Raw genomic sequence first — 23,639 nt, 5'->3', positions numbered from 1 at the left:
ATCAATTAAAACCCTCTAATTATGGTACGTTTAATCATTATTTTCCTGATTATTGCGATCATTGCCGCTATTTTCGGATTCGGTGGAATTGCAGAAGGAGCAGCCGACATTGCCAAGATCATATTCTATATTTTCCTGGTGTTATTAGTAATTTCCTTACTAAGTAGGTTATTCAGAAGATAATTGCATGAAAATATACTGATCCAATGTGCGAATTCATCGAATTGTGCATTGGATTTTTTATTTAAAACCAAATATATACTATGAAAAAGTTATTGATAATTCTTTTTACCGCCGCTGTGGTTACTTCCTGCGGAACCAGTAAAGTTGCAAGGGAAGCCCGTAAAACATTTGATGGAAACTGGAGACTTACAAGCGTAACTTATCCCTATAATAACGGAGATTTCAATGTTACCCTTTTCAACCAGGCTTCTGCTTCCTGTTTTGAAGGCAGCACCTGGGATTTCGTTTCCAATAATAATAGGGGAACTTATACAATAAACGGTGTTGGTTGTGAGGATCAGACGAATTATTATATATGGTCTATAGATGAAGAGAATACCCCAAACGGAGTATATGATTTTCTTCTGAAACCAACCAATGAAGATTATAAATCTACTACCGGAAATCAGGGTTTTCGATTGAATTTGAAGAGTTTGAGTGACAGCCAAATGGTATGGGAGCAAACCGTGAGCCTCAATGGATCTCCTTTTACCATAAGAATGAATTTTACAAAAATTTAAAAACAAGTAAACCATGAAAAAAGCAATAAACAGAATATTCGTAATCCTTTTGGCAAGTTCAGTACTGCTGAGCTGCGATGCCGTGAAGAATGCGAATAATAAACAAAAAGGAGCCGTGATAGGAGCTACGGGAGGAGCTGTGGTTGGCGGCGTGATAGGTAATAATACCGGAGAAGGAAATACTGCTTTAGGCGCCATAATTGGTGGCGTTGTGGGTGGAACTGCCGGTGCTATTATCGGTAACAAAATGGATAAACAGGCCAAGAAAATTGAAGAAGAGATCCCCGGTGCTGAAGTCGAAAGGGTAGGTGAGGGAATAAATGTAACCTTTGATGAGAATAGCGGTGTTTATTTTGCAACCGACAAATACAATATTAACGACGCGTCTCAGCAAACGCTGAACAAACTTGCCGGTATCCTAAAAGAATATCCTAATACCAATATCCTGGTGGAAGGGCATACCGATAGTGTGGGAAGCGAAAGTTATAATCTTACGCTTTCTAAAAATCGTGCTCAGGCAGTGACCAATTATCTCGTGGATAAAGGGATAAGCGGCAGCAGGTTTACTACCAAATGGTATGGAGAGTCTCAACCAAAATATGATAACTCTACCACAGAAGGCCGCGCTAAAAACCGAAGAGTGGAAATGGCAATTATTGCCAATGAAGAAATGGTAGAAAATGCCAAACAACAGGCCTCTGAAAAAGAAGGTAACCAGAATTAATTAATTTCACGTACCTCATTTAAGAAAGTCGGCTAAAATACCTGGTCGGCTTTTTTATTCATATTTTTTTGACCAATGAGTAGAACCCAAATAATAATTGTTGGTGGGGGACTGGCCGGACTTACGGCCGCTATTCATCTGTCTCGGCATCAACTCAAGGTGTTACTTATTGAGAAGAATGAATTCCCGCACCATAAAGTTTGTGGCGAATACCTTTCCGCAGAAGTAAAGCTTTATCTGGAAAAACTGGGATTAGATATTTTTAGTTTAGGTCCAAAAGAAATCTCCCGCCTGGAATTTAGCACCACAGAGGGTAAGAAAATCGATGCTCAACTGGATCTTGGTGGAATTGGAATTAGCAGGTATACACTTGACAATTATTTTTTTCAGAAGGCCCGCGAGTTGGGTTGTGAAATTCTTCATGAAAGCGTTGAAAATATTGAATATAAAAACGAAACCTTTAGTGTTTCACTGAATAATGGCCTTATTCTTAAGGCCGATTTTGTTCTGGGCGCTTTCGGAAAAAGATCTTTACTGGATCGCAAACTCGATCGCCGTTTTCAGCAAAAAGCCTCCAATTGGCTGGCGGTAAAGGCACATTACAAAAATAAGAGTTTTCCCGATGATCTTGTGGCTCTTCATAATTTCAATGGTGGTTACTGCGGGCTTTCAAAAATTGAAAACGGGGAAGTAAACGCCTGCTACCTGGCTACTTTTGAAAGTTTTAAAAAATACAGGGATACTGCTGATTTTCAGAAAAATGTTCTTATGAAAAACAGGTACCTCAAGGAATTTTTCAGTAATTCAGAGATGAGCTTTCAAAAAGAACTGACGATTGCACAGATAAATTTCCATTCAAAAGAGCAAATAAAAGATCATGTGATCATGCTTGGCGATGCCGCGGGTCTTATTCACCCACTCTGCGGAAATGGAATGGCAATGGCTATACATAGTGCAAAAATCGCCTCAGAAGTCTTATTGGAATTTTTCAAAAGAAAAGACATTAAAAGGGCTTCAGTTGAAAAGAATTATGAGGAGCGGTGGAAAGAACAATTTAACGGAAGAATGTTCGCCGGCAGGCTGCTTCAAAAGATTTTGATGAACCATTCAGCTACTTATTTTTCACAGCAGATCATCGATCTTTTTCCCGGAATTATGCCGGCAATTGTAAAACAAACCCACGGAAATCCTATCGCATGAAAGAGATCAATACCGCTGTGCGTACCGATGCGCCCGAGATCATGGATGATTTTGAGCTGAAAGGCAGTGAACTACGCCAAACTTTACAGGATCTTAACAGGGTAAACAAACTTTTAGGAGGGGACAGGATCAGTATCAAAGGTTTGAAAAAATTGCTGTCCGGTATTGATAAAAAGGAAATAAACATTGCCGATGTTGGTTGCGGTAATGGAGCTTTTCTTAGGCATCTCGCAAAATGGGGGCGAACGCATGATTATAGCTTTTCCCTTACGGGGATCGATGCTAATCCTTATGCTGTTGAAATTGCGCGCGAACAATCTTCGCATTTTTCAGAAATAAAGTATCTTTCTATCGATGTTTTTGAGCCTGAATTCAGAAATCTTGAATTCGATATGGTTATTTGTACGCTTACACTGCATCATTTTAAAGATGAACAATTAATAGAACTGATGAACTATTTTTACGATCAGTCAAAAATTGGTGTGGTGATCAATGACCTTCACCGCAGTAGCTTTGCTTACCGGTCTTTTCAGGCTTTCTGCAGTGTTTTTATCAATAATGAAATTGCGCGAAAAGATGGTTTAACCTCGATTTTGCGTGGTTTTAAAAGAAAAGATCTCGAAAACTATAAAAAATTTCTACCGCCTGCTGAACATTTTATTAGCTGGGAATGGGCCTTCAGGTATCTGTGGATTGTGAAAAAAAGAATTATATGAATGTAAAAATTGCCGGAATTGAAAAAGAACTACCACCTTATTCTAGAACTACTGATGAAATTCTTCCCCTGGCTGAAAGCTGGCTGGAAGGTCAGGATGACAGGTTCCGGCGAAAAGTACTGAAGATCTTTGAAGGAGCCGGAGTAGATAAGCGCTATTCCATAATGGATCCCGAAGAAGTTTTTACAAATACTTCTTTTGAAGAAAAAAATAATATCTACGTGCGCGAAGTAAAGAAACTTGGCCGTGAGGTATTAAAAAAATCCCTGAAGAGCGCCGGATGGAATGCTTCTTCTTTAGATTTTATTATAACCGTTAGCTGTACGGGTATCATGATCCCTTCACTAGATGCATACCTTATAAACGAACTTCAGCTAAAGCAGGATATTACCCGGCTTCCGGTGACCGAAATGGGGTGCGCCGCGGGTATTTCAGGGATGATCTATGCCTACAATTTTTTGAAATCCAATCCGGGAAAAAGAGCTGCTGTAATCGCCGTAGAAAGTCCTACGGCAACTTTTCAGCTGGATGATTACAGTATGGCCAATATGGTTAGCGCGGCAATATTTGGGGATGGCGCGGCCTGTGTGCTGTTATCTTCAGAAGAAAATATTGAAGGACCTAAAATTCTGGGCGAAGAGATGTATCATTTTTATGACGCTACTCATTTGATGGGTTTTGATCTTACTAATGGAGGCTTGCAAATGATCCTCGATCCTGCCGTTCCCGAAACCATATCCCAACATTTTCCAGAAATCATTCATCCTTTTCTCAAAAAACATGGTTCTTCCATAGAAAAATTAGATCATTTGATCTTTCATCCAGGAGGAAAAAAGATCGTGCAGACGGTTTCTGAACTTTTTGGTAAATTAGGGAAGAATATAGATGATACCCGGGAAGTGTTAAAACTATACGGAAATATGAGCAGCGCCACTGTACTTTATGTGTTGGAACGTTTTTACAAACGAGACCTTCAAAAAGGAGAGCAGGGGATGATGCTGAGTTTTGGTCCCGGATTTTCAGCTCAAAGAATTTTACTGGAATGGTAGCAGAATTTAAAGATACGAATTACTGGGCGTTAATACTTGGCGGCAGCAGCGGCCTGGGTTATGCCAGCGCGCGAAAATTGGCAAAACACGGGATGAATATCATTATTATCCATCGCGACAGAAGGTCTGAAATTCCCGATATCGAAGAAGCTTTTGACGAAATTAGGGAATCGGGGGTAAAATTCGAAAGTTTTAATTCTGATGCCGTTCAGCAGGAAAACAGGGAAGATCTGGTTAATAAAATCACTGAAATCCTGGGTGAAAATGGTAAAATCAGAACCCTGCTTCACAGTATTGCCAAAGGAAATTTAAAACCTATGACCGGCGATGAGCCAAACCTTGAAAATATAGATTTCAAGTTAACCATAGATGCGATGGCCTTGAGCCTTTACGATTGGGCACAGGCAATATTTAAAAGAAATCTTTTCGCAAAGGATGCCCGAATAATTTCTTTTACCAGTGACGGCAACAAAAAAGCCTGGAAGAATTATGCCGCGGTTTCTGCAGCAAAGGTTACACTGGAGGCCATCACTCGCAGTATGGCCCTGGAGCTTGCACCATATGGGATAAGAGCGAATTGCATACAGGCAGGTATCACCGTAACCAGATCTTTCCAGATGATTCCCGGAAACGAAACCCTAAGGGTACACGCGCTTAAACACAATCCTTTTAGAAGGTTAACTGTGCCCAACGATGTCGCTAATGCGGTATATCTTCTCAGCAAGGACGAGGCGAGCTGGATCACCGGTTCTATTATTCCTGTGAACGGCGGTGAACATCTAATGTAAATCGCCTGTGAATAAAGAAGAAATACTATCATTCTTGCCCTATTCCAGGCCTTTTCTTTTCGTGGACAGGCTACTCGATATCGATGAAAATGCTGTTTCCGGAACCTATACTTTTTCTGAAAAACTCGATTTCTATAAAGGCCATTTTAAGGATTATCCTGTTACTCCGGGCGTGATCCTTACCGAATGCATGGCGCAGATAGGTCTTGTGTGCCTGGGAATTTTTCTTCTGAATAAGGAGGGTGAATTAAAGCAAAAGCCCAAACTGGCCATGACCTCTGCTGAAGTTGAATACCTTCAACCCGTTTATCCGGGTGAGACCGTTAAAGTGATTTCCCGAAAGAAATATTTTCGGTTTAATAAATTACGCTGTGAAGTAGTGATGTATAATGAAAAAGATGAAAAAGTTTGTACGGGCAATCTCGCCGGAATGATCTTAAGAAAAAATTCATGAAACGAAGAGTGGTAATTACGGGAATGGGTGTTGCATCTCCCAATGCGGTGGGTTTGGCTGATTTTCGGAATGCGATTCGGGAAGGCCGAAGCGGAATCCGTTTCTTTCCTGAACTCGAAAAGCTGAAATTCAAATGCCAGATAGGAGGTAAGCCCGAAATTTCTGAAAAAATGCTGCAGGAATATTTTTCCCCTTTGCAGTTACGCGGATTGAACAGCAGCGGAATTTTTTATGGAGTGATCGCCGGAAAAGACGCCTGGAAAGATGCCGGATTGCTTATAGAAGAGAAGGAAAAACCCGACTGGAATTCAGGGATTATTTTTGGAACTGGTATTCTTGGGGTAGATAAATTCAGAGAGGCGATTCATCTTATAGATGAAGGTAAAACCCGCAGGCTTGGCAGTACCAGCGTTTTACAGACCATGGCGAGCGGAATAAGCGCTTATTTAGGAGGAATTTTAGGATGTGGCAATCAGGTAACTACCAATTCTTCTGCCTGTACTACGGGTACCGAAGCTCTTTTAATGGGATTTGACAGGATTAGCAGCGGAAAAGCAGAAAGAATGCTGGTAGGAAGTTGCGCTGATGATGGACCTTATGTATGGGGAGGATTTGATGCCATGCGAATTCTACCTGCTAATTATAATTCCACGCCTGAAAAAGCTTCGCGGCCAATGAGTGAATCAGCAGCGGGATTTGTTCCCGGAAGCGGAGCGGGCGCTTTGCTTCTTGAAGATCTGGATTCGGCTAAAAAGCGAGGCGCAAAGATCTATGCGGAAGTCCTGGGCGGAGAAATAAATAGCGGCGGCCAAAGGGGAGGAGGCAGCATGACCGCAGCCAATGATGAAGCCGTGCAGCGATGTATTGTGAAGGCGCTTGAAAATTGCTCTCTTAAAAAGGATGAAATTGACGGAATTAACGGCCATTTGACTGCAACGAAAGGAGATGTGACTGAAATTAAGAACTGGGTAAATGCTTTAGGCAGAAAGGGAAAAGATTTTCCGCTGATCAATTCTCTCAAAGGAATGACCGGCCATTGCCTTAGTGCATCGGGAAGTATAGAATGTGTCGCTTCTGTTCTTCAGCTATCTGACAACTTTATTTTTCCGAATATTAACTGTGAAGATCTGCATCCGGAGATTGTAAAATTAATTACTTCAGAAAATATTCCGCGTGAAACTCTTCAAACAGAGGTTAAAACTATAGCAAAAGCGAGTTTTGGTTTTGGTGATGTAAATGCGGTTGTTATCTTTAAAAAGTATATTGCTTAAATCCTCAAAAATGAGTGAAAAAGAAATAATTAGCCGTTTAAAAAAAATAGTTCAGCCTTACGTACAAAGACCTGAAGGTCTGGAAAATTTCAGGGAAAGTACTAGTTTTATCGGGGACCTGGAGATAAATTCTGCAAATCTTGTTGACGTGGTGCTTGATGTTGAAGATGAATTCGATATTGAAATAGACAATGATTCTATGGAAGGTATGCAAACGGTGGGCGATGCGAAAAAGATCATTCAACAAAAACTTGCCTGATGATCGGGAACGATCTTATTGATTTTAAAGCAGCCTCTAAAAATTCAAGATTATTAAATGCTCGATTTCGAAAGAAAGCTTTTACCCCGGGAGAAGAAAAATTTATAGACGAAAGCGATTATCCTGAGAAAACTTTTTGGACGATCTGGTCAATGAAGGAAGCTGCTTATAAGGCACGCCAGAGGGAAACAAATTCACCTCCTAAACTCAACCCTGTAAAATTTGAATGTTTTCCTTCAGATGATCTGAAATCTGGTATTGTTCGTGCCTTTGGAAAAATTTATCATTCAAAAACTCAATTTTCAAAAATTTATATTCACAGCATTGCTTCCGCAGAAGATAACATCCAGTTTTTTCTGAAATTCTATTCGAAAAACAGCGATTATAAAGCGAGATTTTCATCTTTGATTTCCAGGAAATTCTTACCTGGCATCGAGATTTCCGTTGAAAAAAATACTTTTAAAATTCCCAGTTTTCACCTGAAAGATTCAACCGGAACTCTACCTGTTTCCATTAGCCACGACGGGAATCTGGCGGCGCTGGTTTTTCCGTTAATTAAGTCCTAAAAGCAGTTAAACAAATAAAAAAGCGTTTGACCGGCGCAGCTTCATTTTGTATATTCAAAGAACAATCAAAATTATTTTTTTATGAAGACAGTAGATAAAATGGAGGTACTTCACAGCCAAACGGCCGAATTTATTCAAAAGGGAGAAAAAGGTAAGTTTCTTAAACTTATTCCCGATACTTTTATCATCAAAGGAGAAGAAGAAAACGGTTATTTTAATCAGGGATATGCCATCAGGCATTTGAACCGAAGGGATATGCTGCTTATCGATGTAGTGGAAGACGCTACGAAAGATGCCGTGAAAAGACTTGTGGAGGAAGGATATAATATAAAAGGAATACTGATCACCTGCGACGGAATTTTAAAAACGGCTTATGCCGATTTAAAAACTATTTCTGAGGATGCCGGAGGAGCCGCAATTTATGCGCATCCAAGAAATAATTTTAAAGATAATTTCAAAACTAAGGATATCACGGCAAAAGATCCGGTGCTTACCGGTTTTGGCATCAATATTTTTGACCTTCCCGGCAGCGAAGGAGCTTCAGTGGTGGTATATTCAGATATTAATGATGGAATGTTGTTTCCGGGAGATGATGCGGTAGGATCAAAATATGATTCTGATCTGCGAACATTTCATCGTCCCGAAAAGAAAAATGATAACAACGATTATGGCCTTGCTGAAAGCTGGGCGGCATTCGATACTCCGTTTACCTATTTATTTCCAAGAAAAGGAAAACCAGGTTTTAACCTTGAGGAAGGCCACCAGATAGATATTTTGAATTCGCTGGGTAAAAGCTGATTTGAATTGAAAATATGGAATTTATTAATTATATTTAAGAGTAATTTTTTTTCAGGGCTGTTTTGAAAGATCTTTTCTGAACCTGATGAACCTTGAATTCAGTTCATCCGTCAGAAACCAGGATACTTCAGAACAGCCTTTTTTTATTGATTTTTAGAATTTTCTTCAGATTCTTTTGCATCTTCAGTAGAAACCAGCGGATGATCGGTCACTCCAAGACCTACAATAAGAATTACATTAGAAATGGTTCCGTAGAGCATGGTTACTACCGCAATAAGTCCGCCGCCAAGAATCGATGCCATTCCTAGGCTAACATAGTAAATGATCTGGTACCAGGACCTTTTAACTTCTTCAGATTGACTAATAGGTAAATTCAGCATTAAAAAAGTGATCACCGCCGCAATGATCAGGATGGTATCGGCTTTGGCGATGGTAAGCACATTTTTATAATGTTTTTTATGCAGGTTAGAATCAGATCCCCGGCTCAGCCCTAATAAAGTAAGCATTAGCGCAAGTATGGTAGTCGAGCCCAGGATCACCGTGTTGCACAACATGTTAATTCCCGAAAGGGAATTCTTAAGAAGTTCCATGGCCTTATAGCCGGAGATCTGGCCAAGGATAAAAGTTCCCGTTCCCATCACTATAGTTGAAACCAGCCCTCCTACAATGGCTCTTTTTACTATTGGATCCATGTTCTGTTTTTAAGTTTAAAAGAAATTTGAATTTTGAACAAGGCTTAATTTGGTGAAAAAATCTCAGTTCTTAGGCTAAGATATTGTTAAAGCCAAAGAGGTTTTCTGCAAATCATAGTAACTTAAAAAATAAAATCTTCATAATTATGGCTAAACTTAATGTCACCCAAAAACTCATAAAAAGCCATCTCCTCGAAGGTAAAATGGAACCGGGAAACGAGATAGGGATAAAAATAGACCAGGCACTACTGCAGGATGCTACAGGAACTCTAGTGCAGCTGGAATTAGAAGCGATGGGTTTAAAAAAAGCCCAGACAGAAGTCGCAGTACAATATGTAGATCACAATTTGCTTCAAACCGATTATAAAAATGCCGATGATCATCTTTTTCTTCATTCTGCCGCCCAAAGATTTGGTATTTGGTACAGCAGGCCGGGGAATGGTGTGAGTCATCCTGTGCATATGCAAAGATTTGGAAAACCTGGAAAAACAATGGTAGGCTCAGATAGTCATACCCCTGCAGGTGGTTCCCTTGGAATGCTGGCAATTGGAACTGGAGGCCTGGATGTTGCAGCCGCGATCGCCGGTCAGCCATATTATGTAAAAATGCCACAGGTGATGGGGGTAAAGCTTACCGGTAAACTACCCGATTGGGTAAGCGCAAAAGATATCATTCTTGAAATGCTTAGAAGGTATGACGTAAAAGGCGGAGTAGGGAAGGTGATCGAGTATTACGGCGAAGGCCTTAAGCAGCTCAGCGCGATGGATAGGCATGTAATTGCCAATATGGGGGCTGAATTAGGTGCGACAACCACCGTTTTTCCAAGTGATGAAGAGACAAAAAGATTTCTGAAAGCTCAAAAACGTGAAGAAGACTGGACAGAACTCATTGCCGATGAAGGTTGCGAATATGATCTTCAAGATGAAATAATCCTTGATGAGCTTATTCCTTTAATTGCGAAGCCAACCAGCCCTGGAAATGTGGTGCCGGTTCGCGAAGTGGAAGGAAGGGAGATCAGTCAGGTAGTGATAGGCTCTTCAGCCAATCCCGGTTTAAGGGATTTCTGGATCGCAGGGGCCATTGTAGAAGATAAAGCGGTGAATAATGATGTTTCTTTTGATATCAATCCAACTTCCAGGCAAATGATCCAGAATATGATAGAAAATCGGGCTTTTGCCAATCTCATTAAAGCTGGCGCCCGTTTCCACCAGTCTGGTTGTATGGGATGTATAGGTATGGGCGAAGCTCCGGCCTCAGATACCATTAGTTTAAGGACCATGCCACGAAATTTTCCAGATCGCTCAGGAACAAAAGATGATAATGTCTATCTCTGTAGTCCTGAAACTGCAGCCGCTTCAGCCTTAACAGGTAAGATCACCGATCCGCGTGACCTGGAAAAACTTTACGGAATGAAATATCCGAAATTTGAATATCCTGAAATTGAAATTATCAATACCGAAATGCTTGTTGCGCCACCTGAAGACGGGACTGATATAAAACTCAAAAAAGGTCCGAATATCGCGACACTTCCTGAAATTAAAGCTATTAAAGATGAATATAAAGTTCCTGTTTTGCTGAAAATGGGTGATAATATTTCAACTGATGAAATACTAAAGGCAGGGGCAGAGGTACTGCCTTTTAGAAGTAACTTACCTGAAATTAGCAAATTTTCCTATTCGGTGATCGATGAAAGTTTTTATGACCGTGCAATGGAAGCCAGGGACGAATATGGAGGTCATGTAGTGGTGGCGCGCGATAATTACGCGCAGGGTTCCAGCCGTGAACATGCCGCACTGGCTCCAAAATATCTCGGTCAGGTCGCCGTAATTGGCAATTCATACGCTCGTATTGCCTGGCAAAATCTGGTGAATTTCGGTATTCTTCCACTGGAGTTTACTAATAAAGAAGATTATGACAAAATAGAGCAGGGAGACATCATCATTCTGAAAAACTTTAAAGATGATGTGCGGGAAAATAATCCTGTGAAAGTGACTATTCATAAAGAAGGAGGAGAAGATGTTGAAATAGAAACCACTCACAGCATGAGTGAACGACAGGTGAATATTCTTCTTAAAGGCGGAATTATTAATGAATTTAAAGAAAGACTGGAGGAGCAGAACCTGAAGGCTTAAAAAGCAAATATTTCTTTAGGGTAAATAAAAAAACCTTCCGCTGAAAATCGGAAGGTTTTTTAAAATATTCTGATAATTCTTAATGAGAGGTCATTTTGGCTTTGCGTTTACTGCATTGTCTTTCAAGATCGCTAACCGTTTGGGCGATCGCAGCTTCAAAAGAATTTTCATTAGATTGAGCAAAGATCTCTGGTCCAGGAACACTCAGTTTTATTTCACAAATATATCCGTCAGGTTTCTGATTTTCATCCCTTTTAAAGAAGACATTTGCCCGTACAATCCAATTATATTTATTCTCCAGCTTGTTCAATTTTTTCTGTGTGAAAGATTCAAGGTTTTCGCTCTTATCCAATTGTACAAATTCAAATATTGCTTCCATAGTATCTAATTTATTTTCTCTAAATAAACTTAAATATTATTCCATATCAAATGGGTGGAGGCAGTTTTAGCAAATATTTAAGAAGAAATTGTGCTTTACGCGGCTTAACCTTAAAATCAATGGTAAAAAGCAATTTATGTGTAAAATTCTTATTCCAGAAGGTACATAAGCCTTATCTTAATTATACTATGATACCAAAGGATTTTCCACGAAGAATGATGAGCCGGGCCATTCATTTAGCCCGGGAGGGAAGAGATATGGATAATGGAAAGCCTTTTGGTGCTGTAGTAACCAAAGGTGAAGAGATCATTGCCGAAGCCCGTAGTGAAGTAATTTGCACCGGCGATTTCACTCAACACGCCATTTTACGTACCATTCGCAAGGCTTCCAGGAAACTTAAGAGTCGGAAATTGAGCGGATGTGTTCTTTATACCAGCTGTGAGCCCTGTATGATGTGCCTGGGTGCGGCATATTGGGCAGATTTTGATTATATTTACTTTGGTGCCTCGGCACAGGATGCTGTAACTCGAGGTTTTTCCTACAGTGGCATGTATAGGAATTCTGATCCTCATCAAAGGCATGATGAATTTAAAATGATACAGTTATGCAGGGAAGAAGCAATTCAGGTTTTGAAAGCCGCCAGAAAAGAAAATTTAAAAACATAATTATATTTTAAAGATTTTGATTTCCATATGATCCGGCGAGGATGAAAATTCTGCCGGATTTTATTATTCCTAAACTATACTATGACAGAGGCCAAAAAAGAAGAAATTAAAAAGAAAAAACAGGAGAAAGTCGACCAGAAGATCGGATCTTCTAAAAGTGAAGATAAAACCAAAACCAAGACTCACGGCGAAATTCTCAGGCAGCAGATCATTGAAGGTTGTGAAACTTATGACCGTCATTCAAGAAGTATTCTTCTAAGTTCTTTTACTGCCGGCCTTGAAATGGGGTTCAGTTTTTTGCTGATAGGCACCGTTTTTCATTTTTTCAGTGGTTATTTTCCCGAAAAAGCCCTTTTTAAACTTATTGCTTTTGTATATCCGGTTGGATTTATACTGGTCATCCTTGGGCAATCCATTCTTTTTACTGAACAAACCTCTTTACTGACTTTGCCTGTTCTTAGCAATAAAAGGAGCGTTCTTAGTCTTTTCAAAATATGGGGACTTGTAATACTCGGAAATCTCACCGGCGGAATCTTAATTTCACTCACCCTGGTGTGGATAGGACCGAGGCTGGGAATTTTCACGGAAGCTGATGTGGCTAAAATTGGTCAACACTTCAGTGATTTTGAATTTTATACCATTTTTATAAGCTCTGTGCTTGCCGGTTGGTTAATGGGGCTACTTTCCTGGCTGGTGACCTCTTCAAGAGAAACCATAGGCGAGATCTTTATTATTTATCTTATCACTGCTGTCATGGGTTTTGCCGGTTTACATCACAGTATTATAGGAAATATTGAAATTTTCAGCGGGATGCTTGTTTCACCTGATATTGATCTCTTTATTTACCTGAAAACCCTGTTTTTATCGATCATAGGGAATGCCGTTGGAGCCACCGTTTTCGTGGCCTTGCTGAAATACAGGGCATTTGTCTTCAACATTAAAAATATTTGATATCAAAAATTTAAAACATATAATAAAATTCATATCGGTAAGGCCTGAAATTTGTAGATTAATAAGTGAATAATTAAAAAATGAAGAAGATGAGGATGAAAAATAAAATAACTTTAGCACTGCAAGGATTGGTAGCAATTTTCACTCTGGCCTTAATTTTTTCCTGCGGAAGCGGCAGAAATATAAACGCTGATGAAAATGAAAATCTGCAGAAACTTGTTCAAAGTCGTCATTTTGAAATTGAGAATGACTGGGCAGCTCCTTTAAGAGGCTCACAGATTAATTTGATCGGTAACACCAATTATATAAGATTTGTTAATGACAGTGTGATGGTTTATCTGCCGTATTTTGGAGTAAGATATTCCGGAGGTGGTTATAATAGCGAAGGCGGATTCAAATTCGAGGGAATTCCTGAAAACCTTCAGTTTGGCAAGGATAAAAAAGATAATACCGTAATAACTTTTGAAACAGATCAGGGAAGCGAAAACCTGGATTTCAGAATTACTCTATACGGAAATAAAAATGCGGTGACCAATGTAAACAGTTCTGATAGGGATGCAATTTCGTATCGTGGTGATGTACATGAATGGAAAGAACAGGAGTAGAAGTTTGGTGAGATTAGAGCAAAACCTAATTTAAGCGAGAATAAATTCTATTTTACATAATATAAATTATAGTGCAATTATATAATCTTGGAACGATGCCTGTTTATCCCATTTATTAGCTATTGCCTGGCTTTTCTATCAGCCTTCATTTGTTGGAACAACTCTTTAAACAAACCCCGAACAATGAGAATTTTCATAATTTCATTAGTACCGGCATAAATTCTGGCAACTCTATTATCGGCATACATACGTGCAATTGGATAATCCCACATATAGCCATAACCTCCAAATAACTGCAGACATTCATCCACAACTTTATTGTGCATTTCGGTTGCTGAATATTTCGCCATTGATGCACTTTCAGCTGTTAATTGATGTTTTGAAACTAATATGGTACAACGATCTAAAAATGTCTGGTGAACCTGTAATTGTGTGGCGCATTCGGCAAGTTTAAATTGTGTATTCTGGAATGAGGCAATCGGTTTTTTAAAAGCGGTTCTTGTTGAAGTGTATTCAATGGTATTTTCTATGGCTCCTTCTGCACCGCCAATAGCATTCAGCGCAACTATAAGGCGCTCTCTGGCCAATTCGGTCATCATAATTTTAAAACCTGAACCTTCTTCACCTAATAAATTTTCTTTCGGAACCTTAACATTATCGAAGAATAATTCACAGGTGTCCTGGGCTTTCATCCCAATTTTTTTGAGTGGTTTTCCCTTGGTAAAACCTTCTGAATCACTTTCTATGATCAATAAAGAGATGCCTTCATTCTCTGTTCCTTTTCCGGTTTTTACGGCTACTAAAGACATATCACACATACAGCCATTAGTAATGAAAGTTTTCTGCCCATTTACCAGATAATGATCTCCTTTGTCTACCGCCGTTGTTGTGATAGCCTGAAGGTCACTACCGCAGTTAGGCTCTGTCATACCAAGTGAGGTGATCATTTTTCCTGTAGCCATGGCGGGTAGATACTTTTGTTTTTGAGCTTCAGTACCATATTTTAAAAGATATGGCGCAACCACATCTGAATGTAATGAAAAACCCGGACCGGTAACTCCCTTTTTGGCCAACTCTTCAATAAATAAAGCGCTAAAACTGAAATCGAATCCGCTGCCACCATATGCCTCAGGCATATCGATACATAGCAATCCCAATTCCCCGGCACGTTCCCAGATCTCCCGGTTCACCATGCCGTTTTTTTCCCATTCATCCATTTGATCAAGCATTTCATTGTTAATGAAATCCTGAATCATCTTTTGCATCATTTTATGTTCTTCTGATGCGTATATTTCGCGTTCTAATAAAACATTTTGTAACATACGAGCTGGCCATTTGATTTATTGACTTTTAATAAAATCCTTCTTCAATTCTAAAGGTAACCATAAATAAAAGGAAAAATAAAGTTCCTCAATATTGTTTAATTTTAAACAAAGCCAAAATTCATGTGCTACAGAACCAAACTCAATTCTAAACTTTCTGCCCTGGAAAGATCACTGGACGCGAGATTTATTGAACCTGAAAAATACACGCCTCAGGATGAGATCAATGCCTTTACATTTTCAGAGACTCCGGTGATCATAGACGAAAATCGCGGTGAAATAGATATGTTCCACTGGGGATTAATTCCGTTCTGGGCAAAGGATGATAAGATCAAAAAAATGACCCTGAATTCTAAAATTGAAACCGCAAGCGAAAAACCTGCATTCAGAAATTCAGTTAATAATCGATGCCTGGTTATAGCAGACGGTTATTATGAATGGCAATGGCTGGATTCTAAAGGAAGGGAAAAACAGAAATTTCTTATTCAGCCGGTAGATCAGGAAATTTTCGCTTTTGCAGGGATCTATTCCTTTTGGGAAAATCCGCAGACCAAACATCAGCTGAAATCTTATTCCATACTTACCACCGAGGCGAATGAATTGATGAGTGAAATACACAATACCAAAAAGCGTATGCCGGTGATTCTTAAAAAGCAGGATACCAAATCCTGGCTTGCCGGCGAAGACCTGCAAAAGTTTGCGTTCCCATATGAGGTGGAATTAAAAGCTCAGCCAGTGTTATAAGGTCCTGGAAGAAGTAAAGAATGACATTGTCAGGCTTATCTAATATGACTTCCGGCATTCACATCAATGGTCGCTCCTGTTGCGTGATCCATGAGTCCGCTGCACATGAGTCCGACCAAGGGTGCCAGATCTTCAGGTTTAGTGAGTTCGTTCAAAGCGATTTCCTTTAAAACACGTTCTTCGCCATATTGCTCGATAAACTGCTCAGCCATCGCGGTTCGTGTAAAGCCTGGAGAAACCACGAAAGATTTGATATTTTCCTTCCCAAACGAACGTGCAACCGATCGCGCCAGAGAAGTTAATCCGCCTTTAGATGCTGCATACGCGAGATATTCTTCAGTTTCGCCGCGAAAAACTGCCCGGCTGCCGATATAAATGAATCGGCCTCCACCCTTTTCCCTAAAATGATCGATCCCCAGCTTTGTTAAGATTCCAACGGAATTCAGGTTAATATTGATCGTTTTTTTCCATGTTTTCAGCCATTCTTCAGCAGATTGTTCGGTGGAATGTTTTAGAAAAACTCCGGCATTCAGAATAATAGCATCAATTTTTCCAAATTCGGTTGTGACTTCTTCAAAAAGCCTGAAAACTTCAGATTCCTTTTCGAGGTCAGCCTGGAAAATTTGAGAACTTGTATCGTATTTTCTAACCAGTTCTTCCGCAGAAGCCTTATGGCTGTTATAATGAATGGCCACAGTGGCGCCCATTTCCATTAAAAATTCTGCAAGCCCCTTCCCTATTCCTTTTGAGGCTCCCGTTAACAGAATATTTTTTCCTTTCAGGTCTAATTGCATCATCACAGAATATTTTTGATCCATCCACCGTCAACAGCAATCGAAATTCCGGTAATATAGCTTGCTCTTTCGCTGGCAAGAAACGCAACGGCCGCGGCAAACTCTTCAGGTTCACCAAAACGACCCAAAGGAATTTCCTTTTTGGCGTTTTCCACCTCCGGATTTTTATCTATCAAACTTTTAAGCCTGTTGGTATTGGTATATCCGGGCATTACATTATTAACGGTGATATTGTAAGCGCCAAGTTCACTGGCGAGGGTTTTATTGAGCCCCACCACCGAAGCTCTAACCGAATTGGACAAAATTAGATTGTCGACCGGCTGTTTGACCGCCTGAGAAGTAATACTGATAATCCTTCCCCATTTTTGCTGTTTCATCCCGGGAATAAAACTACGGATGATTGAAACTGCACTCGCAAGTAAAAGCTGATAGGCCTTATCCCAGTCATCCTGCTCAAGATCTTCGAATTTTCCGGAAGGTGGACCTCCTGTATTAGTAACCAGTATATCAATATGGTCGTATTTTGAAATTATTTCCTTTACAATCCATTCGCGATCATCAGCATCAGAAAGATCGCCTGCGAGGGCGGTTACTTCGGTATTAAAGGCCGAAGTAATTTCTTTCTTTGTTTTTTCAAGCCTGTCTTTATCGCGGCCGTTAATGATCACCTTTGCTCCTTCGCCTGCCAGTTCCATGGCAACGCTTTTGCCTAGACCCTGGCTTGAAGCTGCCACAAATGCTATTTTATTCTTTAATCCTAAATCCATAAAATTACGAGTCGTTTCTTAAATAAGTATCGGTGCCATCCAGCCAGTCTTTACGAATGGGCGCCCAGGTATCAATTTCTTCCACATCGCCGATCATCAGGGCTTCGTGTGGCAAATTTGGCGGGATCACGATTACGTCACCGGCATTCAAATCTACAGTTTCTTCTTTGTTTTCACCAAACCAGAAGCGGATTGTTCCTGAAAGCACACTGGTCACCTGTTCATTAATATGACTGTGTTGAGGCACCAGGAAACCATCTTTGAATTTCATTTTCGCGACCATAACTTTTTCGCCATAGACCAGCTGGCGTTCCATCTTATCGGTAACCTTTTCAACGGGAATGGTATCCCAGTTCAGTTTTTTTATCATTTTCGATTTATTTTTAAACTGAAAAAAAGATAAGGATATTTCCGTTAATCTAATCTGGCTGAAACTGAGACTGTTTTCGATTTAACCTGGAGATATAAAAGCTGCTGATAAGTATGAAAGCTCCGCCAACATAGGTATTCCAGCTCAGTTTCTCATTCAGAATTAAATATCCGAATAAAATAGCGCTGACGACCTCCAGGTACATCAGCGAGGTAGCAGTAGCCGCAGGAAGGAATTTGAGGCCGAAAAAAAATAATTTAAAAACTACTACTCCAATTACAAGTCCGTAAACCAGGCCAATTCCCATATGGCTGATTTCTGCTGAAGGAAGGCCCGATAAAAAAGGCAAAAAGACGACTGCCCCGGCAATATTCTGATACATAACAATCTGATTCTGGCTGTAATTATGGGTTTCCTTTTTAAACATCATTACGGTAATCGCATAACCTACTGCCGCTCCCAAAGCAGCGAGCATCCCAATAAAGTCATCAGATTCAAAACTGAAAGGTTTTCCGGCATAGGTAACCAAAATTCCGGTAAAGGCCAGGAACAGGAATAACCATTGTTGATTATGAATAGGTTTTTTGTAGTAAAGGCTTTCAATTGCCGTTACAAAAATCGGATAAGAATAGAAAAGCACTACCGCATTCCCTATAGAGGTATATTTATAGGCAATTAAGTAGAGGAACATCCGGCCGGCATTGATAAAGGAAGCCAGGATCATATGCTTGTAATTTCCTTTTAATTCCAAACCTCCTTTTCGCCAAACAGCGGGTAATAAGAACAAAACAGGAACCACGGCTCTAAACCAGGCGATCAGGCCAGTTGACATACTGGTCATCTCCTTGATAAAGACGCCGTTGGTACCGGCAATGAGCGCACAAATTACTACAGCGTAGATCGCTTTTTTTGTCATGAATATCTTCTCGAAGGCGCGAAACTACTCTTTTGGAGAATATTTTTTTTCAAAAAATCATAGAAAATCCATATCAGCCTATAAATCTTTTCGGTTTTCAAAAAAATTTAATCCTTCAATTATTTTCCAAAATGAATACTAAACACTATTGTTTTTCAGGCATATTATTCATGGCAGACATGGCTTTAGTCATACATTCATCACTCATCATTCCCCTGGTGTGCATCATCTCTATCATATTTGCCATCATTCCAGGTCTATTCATAAAAGACTGCATCATGGCTGTGCTGTCCTGCATGTTCATCATGTTTTCAGAATGGTTCATTCCGCCCATGGAACCTCCCATCATCATATTAGAACCGCTGTTATGCTCCAGCATATAATTTCGGAAATCGCTCATATACTCAGGATTGTCAATAATAGAACCGAAAATTTCATTTCTGGTCTCCTCATTTTCCAGGATTGAATTCACGGTTTTGTTTTGATTACAGCTTATGAAAATCAATAATCCTGCGAAGGTTACTACTAAAATTTTTACTTTCATGATCTTAATTTTTTCTGTTTTCTAAATATAGCCAGAGTTAATTTCGATATTTATGATATAAATCAATTGCCTGAAAAAAAAAGAATTACCGAAATCCCACATTCTTAATCTTAATGAAAATGTTTAATTTAAGCTATGGAAAATTATAAGGTTCCTGCAAAAACGAGAATAGGCCATGTTCATCTGAAAGTTTCAGATCTTGAACGAGCCCTTGACTTTTACTGTGGTCTGTTGGGATTTGAAATTACCACACGCTACGGTGAAGACGCGGTTTTTATTTCGGCAGGAGGTTATCACCACCATATCGGACTAAATACCTGGTATAGTAAAAATTCCGGGCCTGCACCTATGAATAAAACCGGCCTGTTTCATACGGCAATCCTCTATCCTACCCGCAAAGATTTAGCAATTGCACTTCAGCGATTAAGGCAGGCGAATTATCCGCTTACCGGTGCTTCAGATCACGGAGTTTCAGAAGCTATTTATTTAAATGATCCCGATCAAAATGGCGTGGAACTCTACTGGGACCGGCCTCGCGAAGAATGGCCTAAAAAACCGGATGGATCATTGGAAATGTACACTCGGCCACTCGATCTTCAGGATTTACTGACGGAAATTGACAAGGCCCTTTAATGTTTCTACTGAAAGTTATAGAAAGAATAAAATATGTGGCGGATGCCTATGACTAGCGTCCCCAGAAATTTCCAGTAGCCACCGGAATACAGTGGTAAATTTGATCTATGAATTCAAACCGGGCAATTCGGGAAAACAATAGAATAATAACCTTTAACATTTCTTCTTTTCCTTCTAAATTTGAAGAAAAATTCAAATGATACGAAGCATTCGCACTAATTCTTCTAATCAGGATTTCCGAAATCTTGTTAAGAAGCTCGATGCTGACCTGGCTATTAGAGATGGCGATGAACATGACTTTTACGACCAGTTCAATAAAATTGATAAACTTAAATACGTGGTTGTTCTTTACAATGATGAAACTGCAGTGGCTTGTGGAGCTATAAAGGAATATGAAGCCGGAGTGATGGAAATTAAACGGATGTTCGTACTGCCGAGGGAACGAAATAAAGGTTATGCGAGTCTTATCTTAAGGGAACTCGAAAAATGGGCCTGGGAGCTGGGTTATAAGAAATGTATTTTAGAAACCGGCGTAAAACAGATCGAGGCCGTTGGCTTATATCATCGCAATAATTACAGCCGTATAGCCAACTATCCGCCCTATGATAAAATGGAAAACAGCCTCTGTTTCCAGAAGCTGCTTTTTTGAGTTAGTACTGGTTAGCTTTTCTCTTTCACCGTGATTACAGTGCCGTCTTCCTTAATTTCAACGTCCATTTCCTTTTCTTCCTTTCGAAATTCCACATCATAAAAATCGCTTTCGTGGCGGGAGCTCACCACATGACCTATTCTTACTAACTCCAGGTCGGGATATTTCTCTTCTATGGTTTTCTTCACCGCATCAGGCAATTCCTCTTTTTTTATGCTGTTTTCAGTATCTATCCAGGCACCTTCAATGGTGAAATCGGCATGATATTTTTTCCCGTCTTTTTCATAAATAACTTCCCAATAGCCTAAATCGTCCTTTTTCCAGGAGGTGGCTTTTTGATCGGGATATTTTTCTTCAAAAGCCTGTGCCACGAGCAAGGGAAGCCCAGATTCAGTATTTTTCACCACCTTCTTTGCCTGCAATGTCGTTTTCTCCTTGCAACCGCTTAGGCCTATCAAAAGAATGCCTAGCATTATCAAATAGAATTTTTTCATAATCTGAACATTTGAAATACTAAGCTAAAAAGACCTTTAGAAGTAGGGCGTCAATGAAATCATAAATTTATTTAAATGATTATTTTAAGAATTAAACTTCAGTTTTTGCAAGTCCGCCTTTTTTTACCAGTTCATTTTGAATATTTGTGGGCACAGGCTGGTAAGATGAAAAACTTGATTTAAACGTAGCCCTTCCCTGGGTAAGCGAACGCAGATCGGTAGAATAACCAAACAATTCAGCCTCAGGAGCGATACATTTTAAAATCTGATAATTTTCAGTACTATCCACCCCTTTTATGATCGATCTTCTGGATTGCAGGTCGGTCATTATGTTTCCTACCATATCTTCCGGCACTTTTACGGTTAATTCCAGAGTGGGCTCCAATAATTTGGGATTCGCATTTAAAAAAGCTTCCCGAAAAGCATGGGCTCCAGCAATTTTAAAGGAAATATCATTAGAGTCTACAGGATGCATTTTTCCGTCATAGACCATCACCCGAACATCGCGGATATAAGAACCGGTAAGTGGCCCATCCTCCATCACTTCCAGAATGCCTTTCATAATAGATGGAAGGTAACGCTGGTCTATCGCTCCTCCCACGATGCAATTGTAAAAGATAAGTTTCCCGCCCCAGGGAAGATCAACTTCTTCTTTTCCACGAATACTGAACCCCTCAGGTTCGGGCATTCCTTCCTGCCAGGGTTCTATTTTCATATGCACCTGGGCAAATTGCCCAGCTCCTCCCGATTGTTTTTTATGTCGGTAATTCGCAGTTGATGAACGCTGTATGGTTTCCCTGAAAGCGATTTTCGGCTTTTCAAAATTTACTTCAATTCCATAAATATTGTTGAGCATCCATTCGATTATTGCCAGTTGCAATTCTCCCTGGCAGGCCACGATAAGCTGCTTTCCTTCTTTAGAATAAGATACGACCACCGTAGGATCCTGGCTATGGATCTTCTTTAAGGCTTCACTGAGTTTTTCCTCATCTTTAGTATTGACCGCTGAAATTGCTTTTCGATACCTGGGTTGTGGGTATTGAATAGGTTTTATTTCCACCTCATGACCGGGTTCTGAAAGCGTGTCATTGGTTTCCGTAAATTTTAATTTCAGAGTGGCGCCAATATCACCCAGGCTTAGTTTATTCACGGGTTTCCGCTCTTTCCCATCCATGATAAAAAGCTGATTAAGGGTTTCGGTTTCGCCATTTCGGGAATTAACGAGTTTGTCATTGGCTTTTACCTCTCCTCTTTTAACTTTAAAGAAGGTTAGTTGTCCCAGGTTTGGCTGATGAACGGTTTTAAAAACGAAGAGCGCAACAGGTTTTTCCTTTTTCGGAAAAATGTCTTTACCTTCAGTACTTTGTTCCGGTTCAAGATCGGCTGCCGAAGGCACTACATTATCTATAAAACCCATCAATCTTCCGCTACCCATATCGTTTAATGCAGACATGCAGAATACCGGAAAAAGTTCATGATTAAGCATTCCTGTTTTGATCCCTTTTCGCATTTCGTCCTCGTTAAGCGTGCCTTTATCAAAGAATAATTCCATCAATTCCTCATCATTTTCAGCTGCTTTTTCAACCAGTTCATTATGAAGGTAAGCCGCCGTTTCTTTTTGGTCCTTCGGAATTTCGAGCTTTTCAGGTTTTCCTCCTTCCGCAGAAAATTTATACATTTTCATTTTTAAAACGTCTACTATGCACTGAGAACCATTTATAACAAGCGGATATTGAACTTTTATGGCATTGTTGCCCACAAGGCTTTTTATACTTTTAAAGCTTTCCTCGAATTTCGCGCTGGGATGATCTATTTGGTTGATCACGAACAACGAAGGCTTGCGATATTTATCGATATAGCTCCAAATGATCTCTGTGCCCACCTCTACTCCCTGCTGTGCACTAAGAACGGTAACCAGGGTATCTGCAACCCTTATGGAAGAAATGATCTCGCCTATAAAATCATCCAGGCCGGGGGTATCGATAATATTGATCTTGTAATTGCGCCATTCGGTATGGAGCGGCGTCGCAAATACCGAATATCCTTTTTGATGCTCTATTTCGTGATAATCTGAAACAGTATTTCCCGATTCTACCGCTCCTCTTCGGTTCAAAAGACCGGCTTCAAATAACATGGTTTCGGCCAGAGTGGTTTTACCGCTGTTATGCGCACCAACAAAGACTATGTTTTTGATGTGTTTGTCATCATAAATTTTCATTTTTGAATGTTTTTTTGGATGGACACTTGTTGAATTCGGCAATTTCCTGGAAGAAAGGCTATAAAAACGGTGATTTTCATAAATTCAGGATTTGCTCTCTTAAAGATAAAGAATCCTGACCTAAAATCTTTCAATTTTATTCTGAAGACAAGGTTTTATGATAATGATCAGCAAAATGTTCTGTCGAGGTGGAAAA

29 protein-coding genes are annotated in these 23,639 nt (G+C 39.9%); 19 read left to right on the top strand and 10 right to left on the bottom strand.

The window, feature by feature from the left end:
* Positions 1 to 21 precede the first annotated feature (21 nt).
* From C7S20_RS14495 to C7S20_RS14440, 12 genes are all read left to right on the top strand, one after another.
* On the top strand, positions 22 to 183 hold the full coding sequence (locus C7S20_RS14495; protein ID WP_107013149.1) for a DUF1328 family protein: 162 nt from the start codon (positions 22 to 24) through the stop codon (positions 181 to 183).
* 80 nt (positions 184 to 263) lie between these two features.
* Positions 264 to 743 carry a lipocalin family protein gene (locus tag C7S20_RS14490; protein ID WP_107013148.1) on the top strand — a complete coding sequence of 160 codons (480 nt, stop codon included), beginning with the start codon at positions 264 to 266 and terminating at the stop codon, positions 741 to 743.
* Between the two features lie 13 nt (positions 744 to 756).
* Positions 757 to 1,467 carry a YiaD family glycine zipper/OmpA-like lipoprotein gene (locus C7S20_RS14485; RefSeq protein ID WP_107013147.1) on the top strand — a complete coding sequence of 237 codons (711 nt, stop codon included), beginning with the start codon at positions 757 to 759 and terminating at the stop codon, positions 1,465 to 1,467.
* 75 nt (positions 1,468 to 1,542) lie between these two features.
* Positions 1,543 to 2,667, top strand: coding sequence for an NAD(P)/FAD-dependent oxidoreductase (locus C7S20_RS14480; RefSeq protein ID WP_107013146.1), 1,125 nt, complete (start codon positions 1,543 to 1,545; stop codon positions 2,665 to 2,667).
* On the top strand, positions 2,664 to 3,383 hold the full coding sequence (locus C7S20_RS14475; protein ID WP_107013145.1) for a methyltransferase domain-containing protein: 720 nt from the start codon (positions 2,664 to 2,666) through the stop codon (positions 3,381 to 3,383). The genes C7S20_RS14480 and C7S20_RS14475 overlap by 4 nt, the downstream gene beginning before the upstream one ends.
* Positions 3,380 to 4,432, top strand: coding sequence for a type III polyketide synthase (locus tag C7S20_RS14470; RefSeq protein WP_107014253.1), 1,053 nt, complete (start codon positions 3,380 to 3,382; stop codon positions 4,430 to 4,432). Before C7S20_RS14475 ends, C7S20_RS14470 begins: the two co-directional genes overlap by 4 nt.
* A complete protein-coding gene (locus C7S20_RS14465) occupies positions 4,426 to 5,220 on the top strand; it encodes an enoyl-ACP reductase FabI (protein ID WP_107013144.1) in 795 nt (264 codons plus the stop codon). The genes C7S20_RS14470 and C7S20_RS14465 overlap by 7 nt, the downstream gene beginning before the upstream one ends.
* A 7-nt stretch (positions 5,221 to 5,227) precedes the next feature.
* The gene (locus C7S20_RS14460) at positions 5,228 to 5,674 is read left to right on the top strand and encodes a 3-hydroxyacyl-ACP dehydratase FabZ family protein (RefSeq protein ID WP_107013143.1); all 447 of its coding nucleotides are present in this window, start codon (positions 5,228 to 5,230) and stop codon (positions 5,672 to 5,674) included.
* Complete coding sequence (locus C7S20_RS14455) at positions 5,671 to 6,945, top strand: beta-ketoacyl-[acyl-carrier-protein] synthase family protein (RefSeq protein WP_107013142.1); 1,275 nt, start codon at positions 5,671 to 5,673, stop codon at positions 6,943 to 6,945. Before C7S20_RS14460 ends, C7S20_RS14455 begins: the two co-directional genes overlap by 4 nt.
* A gap of 10 nt (positions 6,946 to 6,955) precedes the next feature.
* Positions 6,956 to 7,204, top strand: a complete 249-nt coding sequence (locus C7S20_RS14450; protein ID WP_107013141.1) for an acyl carrier protein — start codon at positions 6,956 to 6,958, stop codon at positions 7,202 to 7,204.
* Positions 7,204 to 7,770, top strand: coding sequence for a 4'-phosphopantetheinyl transferase family protein (locus C7S20_RS14445; RefSeq protein ID WP_107013140.1), 567 nt, complete (start codon positions 7,204 to 7,206; stop codon positions 7,768 to 7,770). Before C7S20_RS14450 ends, C7S20_RS14445 begins: the two co-directional genes overlap by 1 nt.
* Before the next feature lie 81 nt (positions 7,771 to 7,851).
* Entirely contained in the window at positions 7,852 to 8,568 is a 717-nt protein-coding gene (locus tag C7S20_RS14440) for a hypothetical protein (RefSeq protein WP_107013139.1), read from the top strand.
* A gap of 143 nt (positions 8,569 to 8,711) precedes the next feature.
* Here the strand turns inward: C7S20_RS14440 and C7S20_RS14435 are convergent, their stop codons facing one another.
* Entirely contained in the window at positions 8,712 to 9,260 is a 549-nt protein-coding gene (locus C7S20_RS14435; RefSeq protein WP_107013138.1) for a hypothetical protein, read from the bottom strand.
* A gap of 146 nt (positions 9,261 to 9,406) precedes the next feature.
* On the opposite strand from C7S20_RS14435, the gene C7S20_RS14430 reads away from it, so the two are divergent.
* The gene (locus tag C7S20_RS14430) at positions 9,407 to 11,392 is read left to right on the top strand and encodes an aconitate hydratase (protein ID WP_107014252.1); all 1,986 of its coding nucleotides are present in this window, start codon (positions 9,407 to 9,409) and stop codon (positions 11,390 to 11,392) included.
* 79 nt (positions 11,393 to 11,471) lie between these two features.
* Here C7S20_RS14430 and hpf read toward each other — a convergent pair whose 3' ends face one another.
* A complete protein-coding gene (hpf, locus tag C7S20_RS14425) occupies positions 11,472 to 11,771 on the bottom strand; it encodes a ribosome hibernation-promoting factor, HPF/YfiA family (protein ID WP_107013137.1) in 300 nt (99 codons plus the stop codon).
* A gap of 188 nt (positions 11,772 to 11,959) precedes the next feature.
* Here hpf and C7S20_RS14420 point away from each other — a divergent pair, with 188 nt between their 5' ends.
* The 3 genes from C7S20_RS14420 to C7S20_RS14410 all read left to right on the top strand — a co-directional run bounded on the left by C7S20_RS14420 (position 11,960) and on the right by C7S20_RS14410 (position 13,992).
* Positions 11,960 to 12,436, top strand: a complete 477-nt coding sequence (locus C7S20_RS14420) for a nucleoside deaminase (RefSeq protein WP_107014251.1) — start codon at positions 11,960 to 11,962, stop codon at positions 12,434 to 12,436.
* Positions 12,437 to 12,517: 81 nt separating this feature from the next.
* Positions 12,518 to 13,387 carry a formate/nitrite transporter family protein gene (locus tag C7S20_RS14415; protein ID WP_107013136.1) on the top strand — a complete coding sequence of 290 codons (870 nt, stop codon included), beginning with the start codon at positions 12,518 to 12,520 and terminating at the stop codon, positions 13,385 to 13,387.
* A 95-nt stretch (positions 13,388 to 13,482) separates the two neighbouring features.
* Positions 13,483 to 13,992 carry a DUF4251 domain-containing protein gene (locus tag C7S20_RS14410; RefSeq protein ID WP_159039945.1) on the top strand — a complete coding sequence of 170 codons (510 nt, stop codon included), beginning with the start codon at positions 13,483 to 13,485 and terminating at the stop codon, positions 13,990 to 13,992.
* A gap of 119 nt (positions 13,993 to 14,111) precedes the next feature.
* Here the strand turns inward: C7S20_RS14410 and C7S20_RS14405 are convergent, their stop codons facing one another.
* Positions 14,112 to 15,314: an acyl-CoA dehydrogenase family protein gene (locus C7S20_RS14405; protein WP_107013134.1), complete on the bottom strand. Its 1,203-nt coding sequence runs from the start codon at positions 15,312 to 15,314 to the stop codon at positions 14,112 to 14,114.
* Between the two features lie 123 nt (positions 15,315 to 15,437).
* Here C7S20_RS14405 and C7S20_RS14400 point away from each other — a divergent pair, with 123 nt between their 5' ends.
* Positions 15,438 to 16,058: an SOS response-associated peptidase gene (locus C7S20_RS14400; protein ID WP_107013133.1), complete on the top strand. Its 621-nt coding sequence runs from the start codon at positions 15,438 to 15,440 to the stop codon at positions 16,056 to 16,058.
* A gap of 35 nt (positions 16,059 to 16,093) precedes the next feature.
* On the opposite strand, the gene C7S20_RS14395 is transcribed toward C7S20_RS14400, so the two are convergent.
* The 5 genes from C7S20_RS14395 to C7S20_RS14375 form a co-directional block, all read right to left on the bottom strand.
* Complete coding sequence (locus C7S20_RS14395) at positions 16,094 to 16,855, bottom strand: SDR family NAD(P)-dependent oxidoreductase (RefSeq protein WP_227009017.1); 762 nt, start codon at positions 16,853 to 16,855, stop codon at positions 16,094 to 16,096.
* On the bottom strand, positions 16,855 to 17,619 hold the full coding sequence (locus C7S20_RS14390; protein WP_107013132.1) for an SDR family oxidoreductase: 765 nt from the start codon (positions 17,617 to 17,619) through the stop codon (positions 16,855 to 16,857). Before C7S20_RS14390 ends, C7S20_RS14395 begins: the two co-directional genes overlap by 1 nt.
* A 4-nt stretch (positions 17,620 to 17,623) precedes the next feature.
* Positions 17,624 to 17,989 (bottom strand): cupin domain-containing protein, encoded by a 366-nt coding sequence (locus C7S20_RS14385; protein ID WP_107013131.1) that lies wholly within the window; start codon positions 17,987 to 17,989, stop codon positions 17,624 to 17,626.
* 49 nt (positions 17,990 to 18,038) lie between these two features.
* Positions 18,039 to 18,905 carry a DMT family transporter gene (locus C7S20_RS14380; RefSeq protein WP_107013130.1) on the bottom strand — a complete coding sequence of 289 codons (867 nt, stop codon included), beginning with the start codon at positions 18,903 to 18,905 and terminating at the stop codon, positions 18,039 to 18,041.
* Positions 18,906 to 19,050: 145 nt separating this feature from the next.
* Positions 19,051 to 19,449, bottom strand: coding sequence for a hypothetical protein (locus C7S20_RS14375; protein WP_107013129.1), 399 nt, complete (start codon positions 19,447 to 19,449; stop codon positions 19,051 to 19,053).
* 135 nt (positions 19,450 to 19,584) lie between these two features.
* Here C7S20_RS14375 and C7S20_RS14370 point away from each other — a divergent pair, with 135 nt between their 5' ends.
* Together C7S20_RS14370 and C7S20_RS14365 are read left to right on the top strand one after the other, a co-directional pair.
* Positions 19,585 to 20,082 (top strand): VOC family protein, encoded by a 498-nt coding sequence (locus tag C7S20_RS14370; protein WP_107013128.1) that lies wholly within the window; start codon positions 19,585 to 19,587, stop codon positions 20,080 to 20,082.
* Positions 20,083 to 20,278: 196 nt separating this feature from the next.
* Positions 20,279 to 20,731 carry a GNAT family N-acetyltransferase gene (locus C7S20_RS14365; RefSeq protein WP_107013127.1) on the top strand — a complete coding sequence of 151 codons (453 nt, stop codon included), beginning with the start codon at positions 20,279 to 20,281 and terminating at the stop codon, positions 20,729 to 20,731.
* Between the two features lie 11 nt (positions 20,732 to 20,742).
* Here the strand turns inward: C7S20_RS14365 and C7S20_RS14360 are convergent, their stop codons facing one another.
* Together C7S20_RS14360 and C7S20_RS14355 are read right to left on the bottom strand one after the other, a co-directional pair.
* Positions 20,743 to 21,225 (bottom strand): PepSY-like domain-containing protein, encoded by a 483-nt coding sequence (locus C7S20_RS14360; protein ID WP_107013126.1) that lies wholly within the window; start codon positions 21,223 to 21,225, stop codon positions 20,743 to 20,745.
* A gap of 91 nt (positions 21,226 to 21,316) precedes the next feature.
* Positions 21,317 to 23,443 carry an elongation factor G gene (locus tag C7S20_RS14355; protein WP_107013125.1) on the bottom strand — a complete coding sequence of 709 codons (2,127 nt, stop codon included), beginning with the start codon at positions 23,441 to 23,443 and terminating at the stop codon, positions 21,317 to 21,319.
* Positions 23,444 to 23,639: the final 196 nt, after the last annotated feature.

Origin of the sequence: Christiangramia fulva, from assembly GCF_003024155.1 — a bacterium.
Taxonomy (GTDB): Bacteria; Bacteroidota; Bacteroidia; order Flavobacteriales; family Flavobacteriaceae; genus Christiangramia; species Christiangramia fulva.
This window is presented reverse-complemented; position numbering and strand designations above follow the sequence as displayed.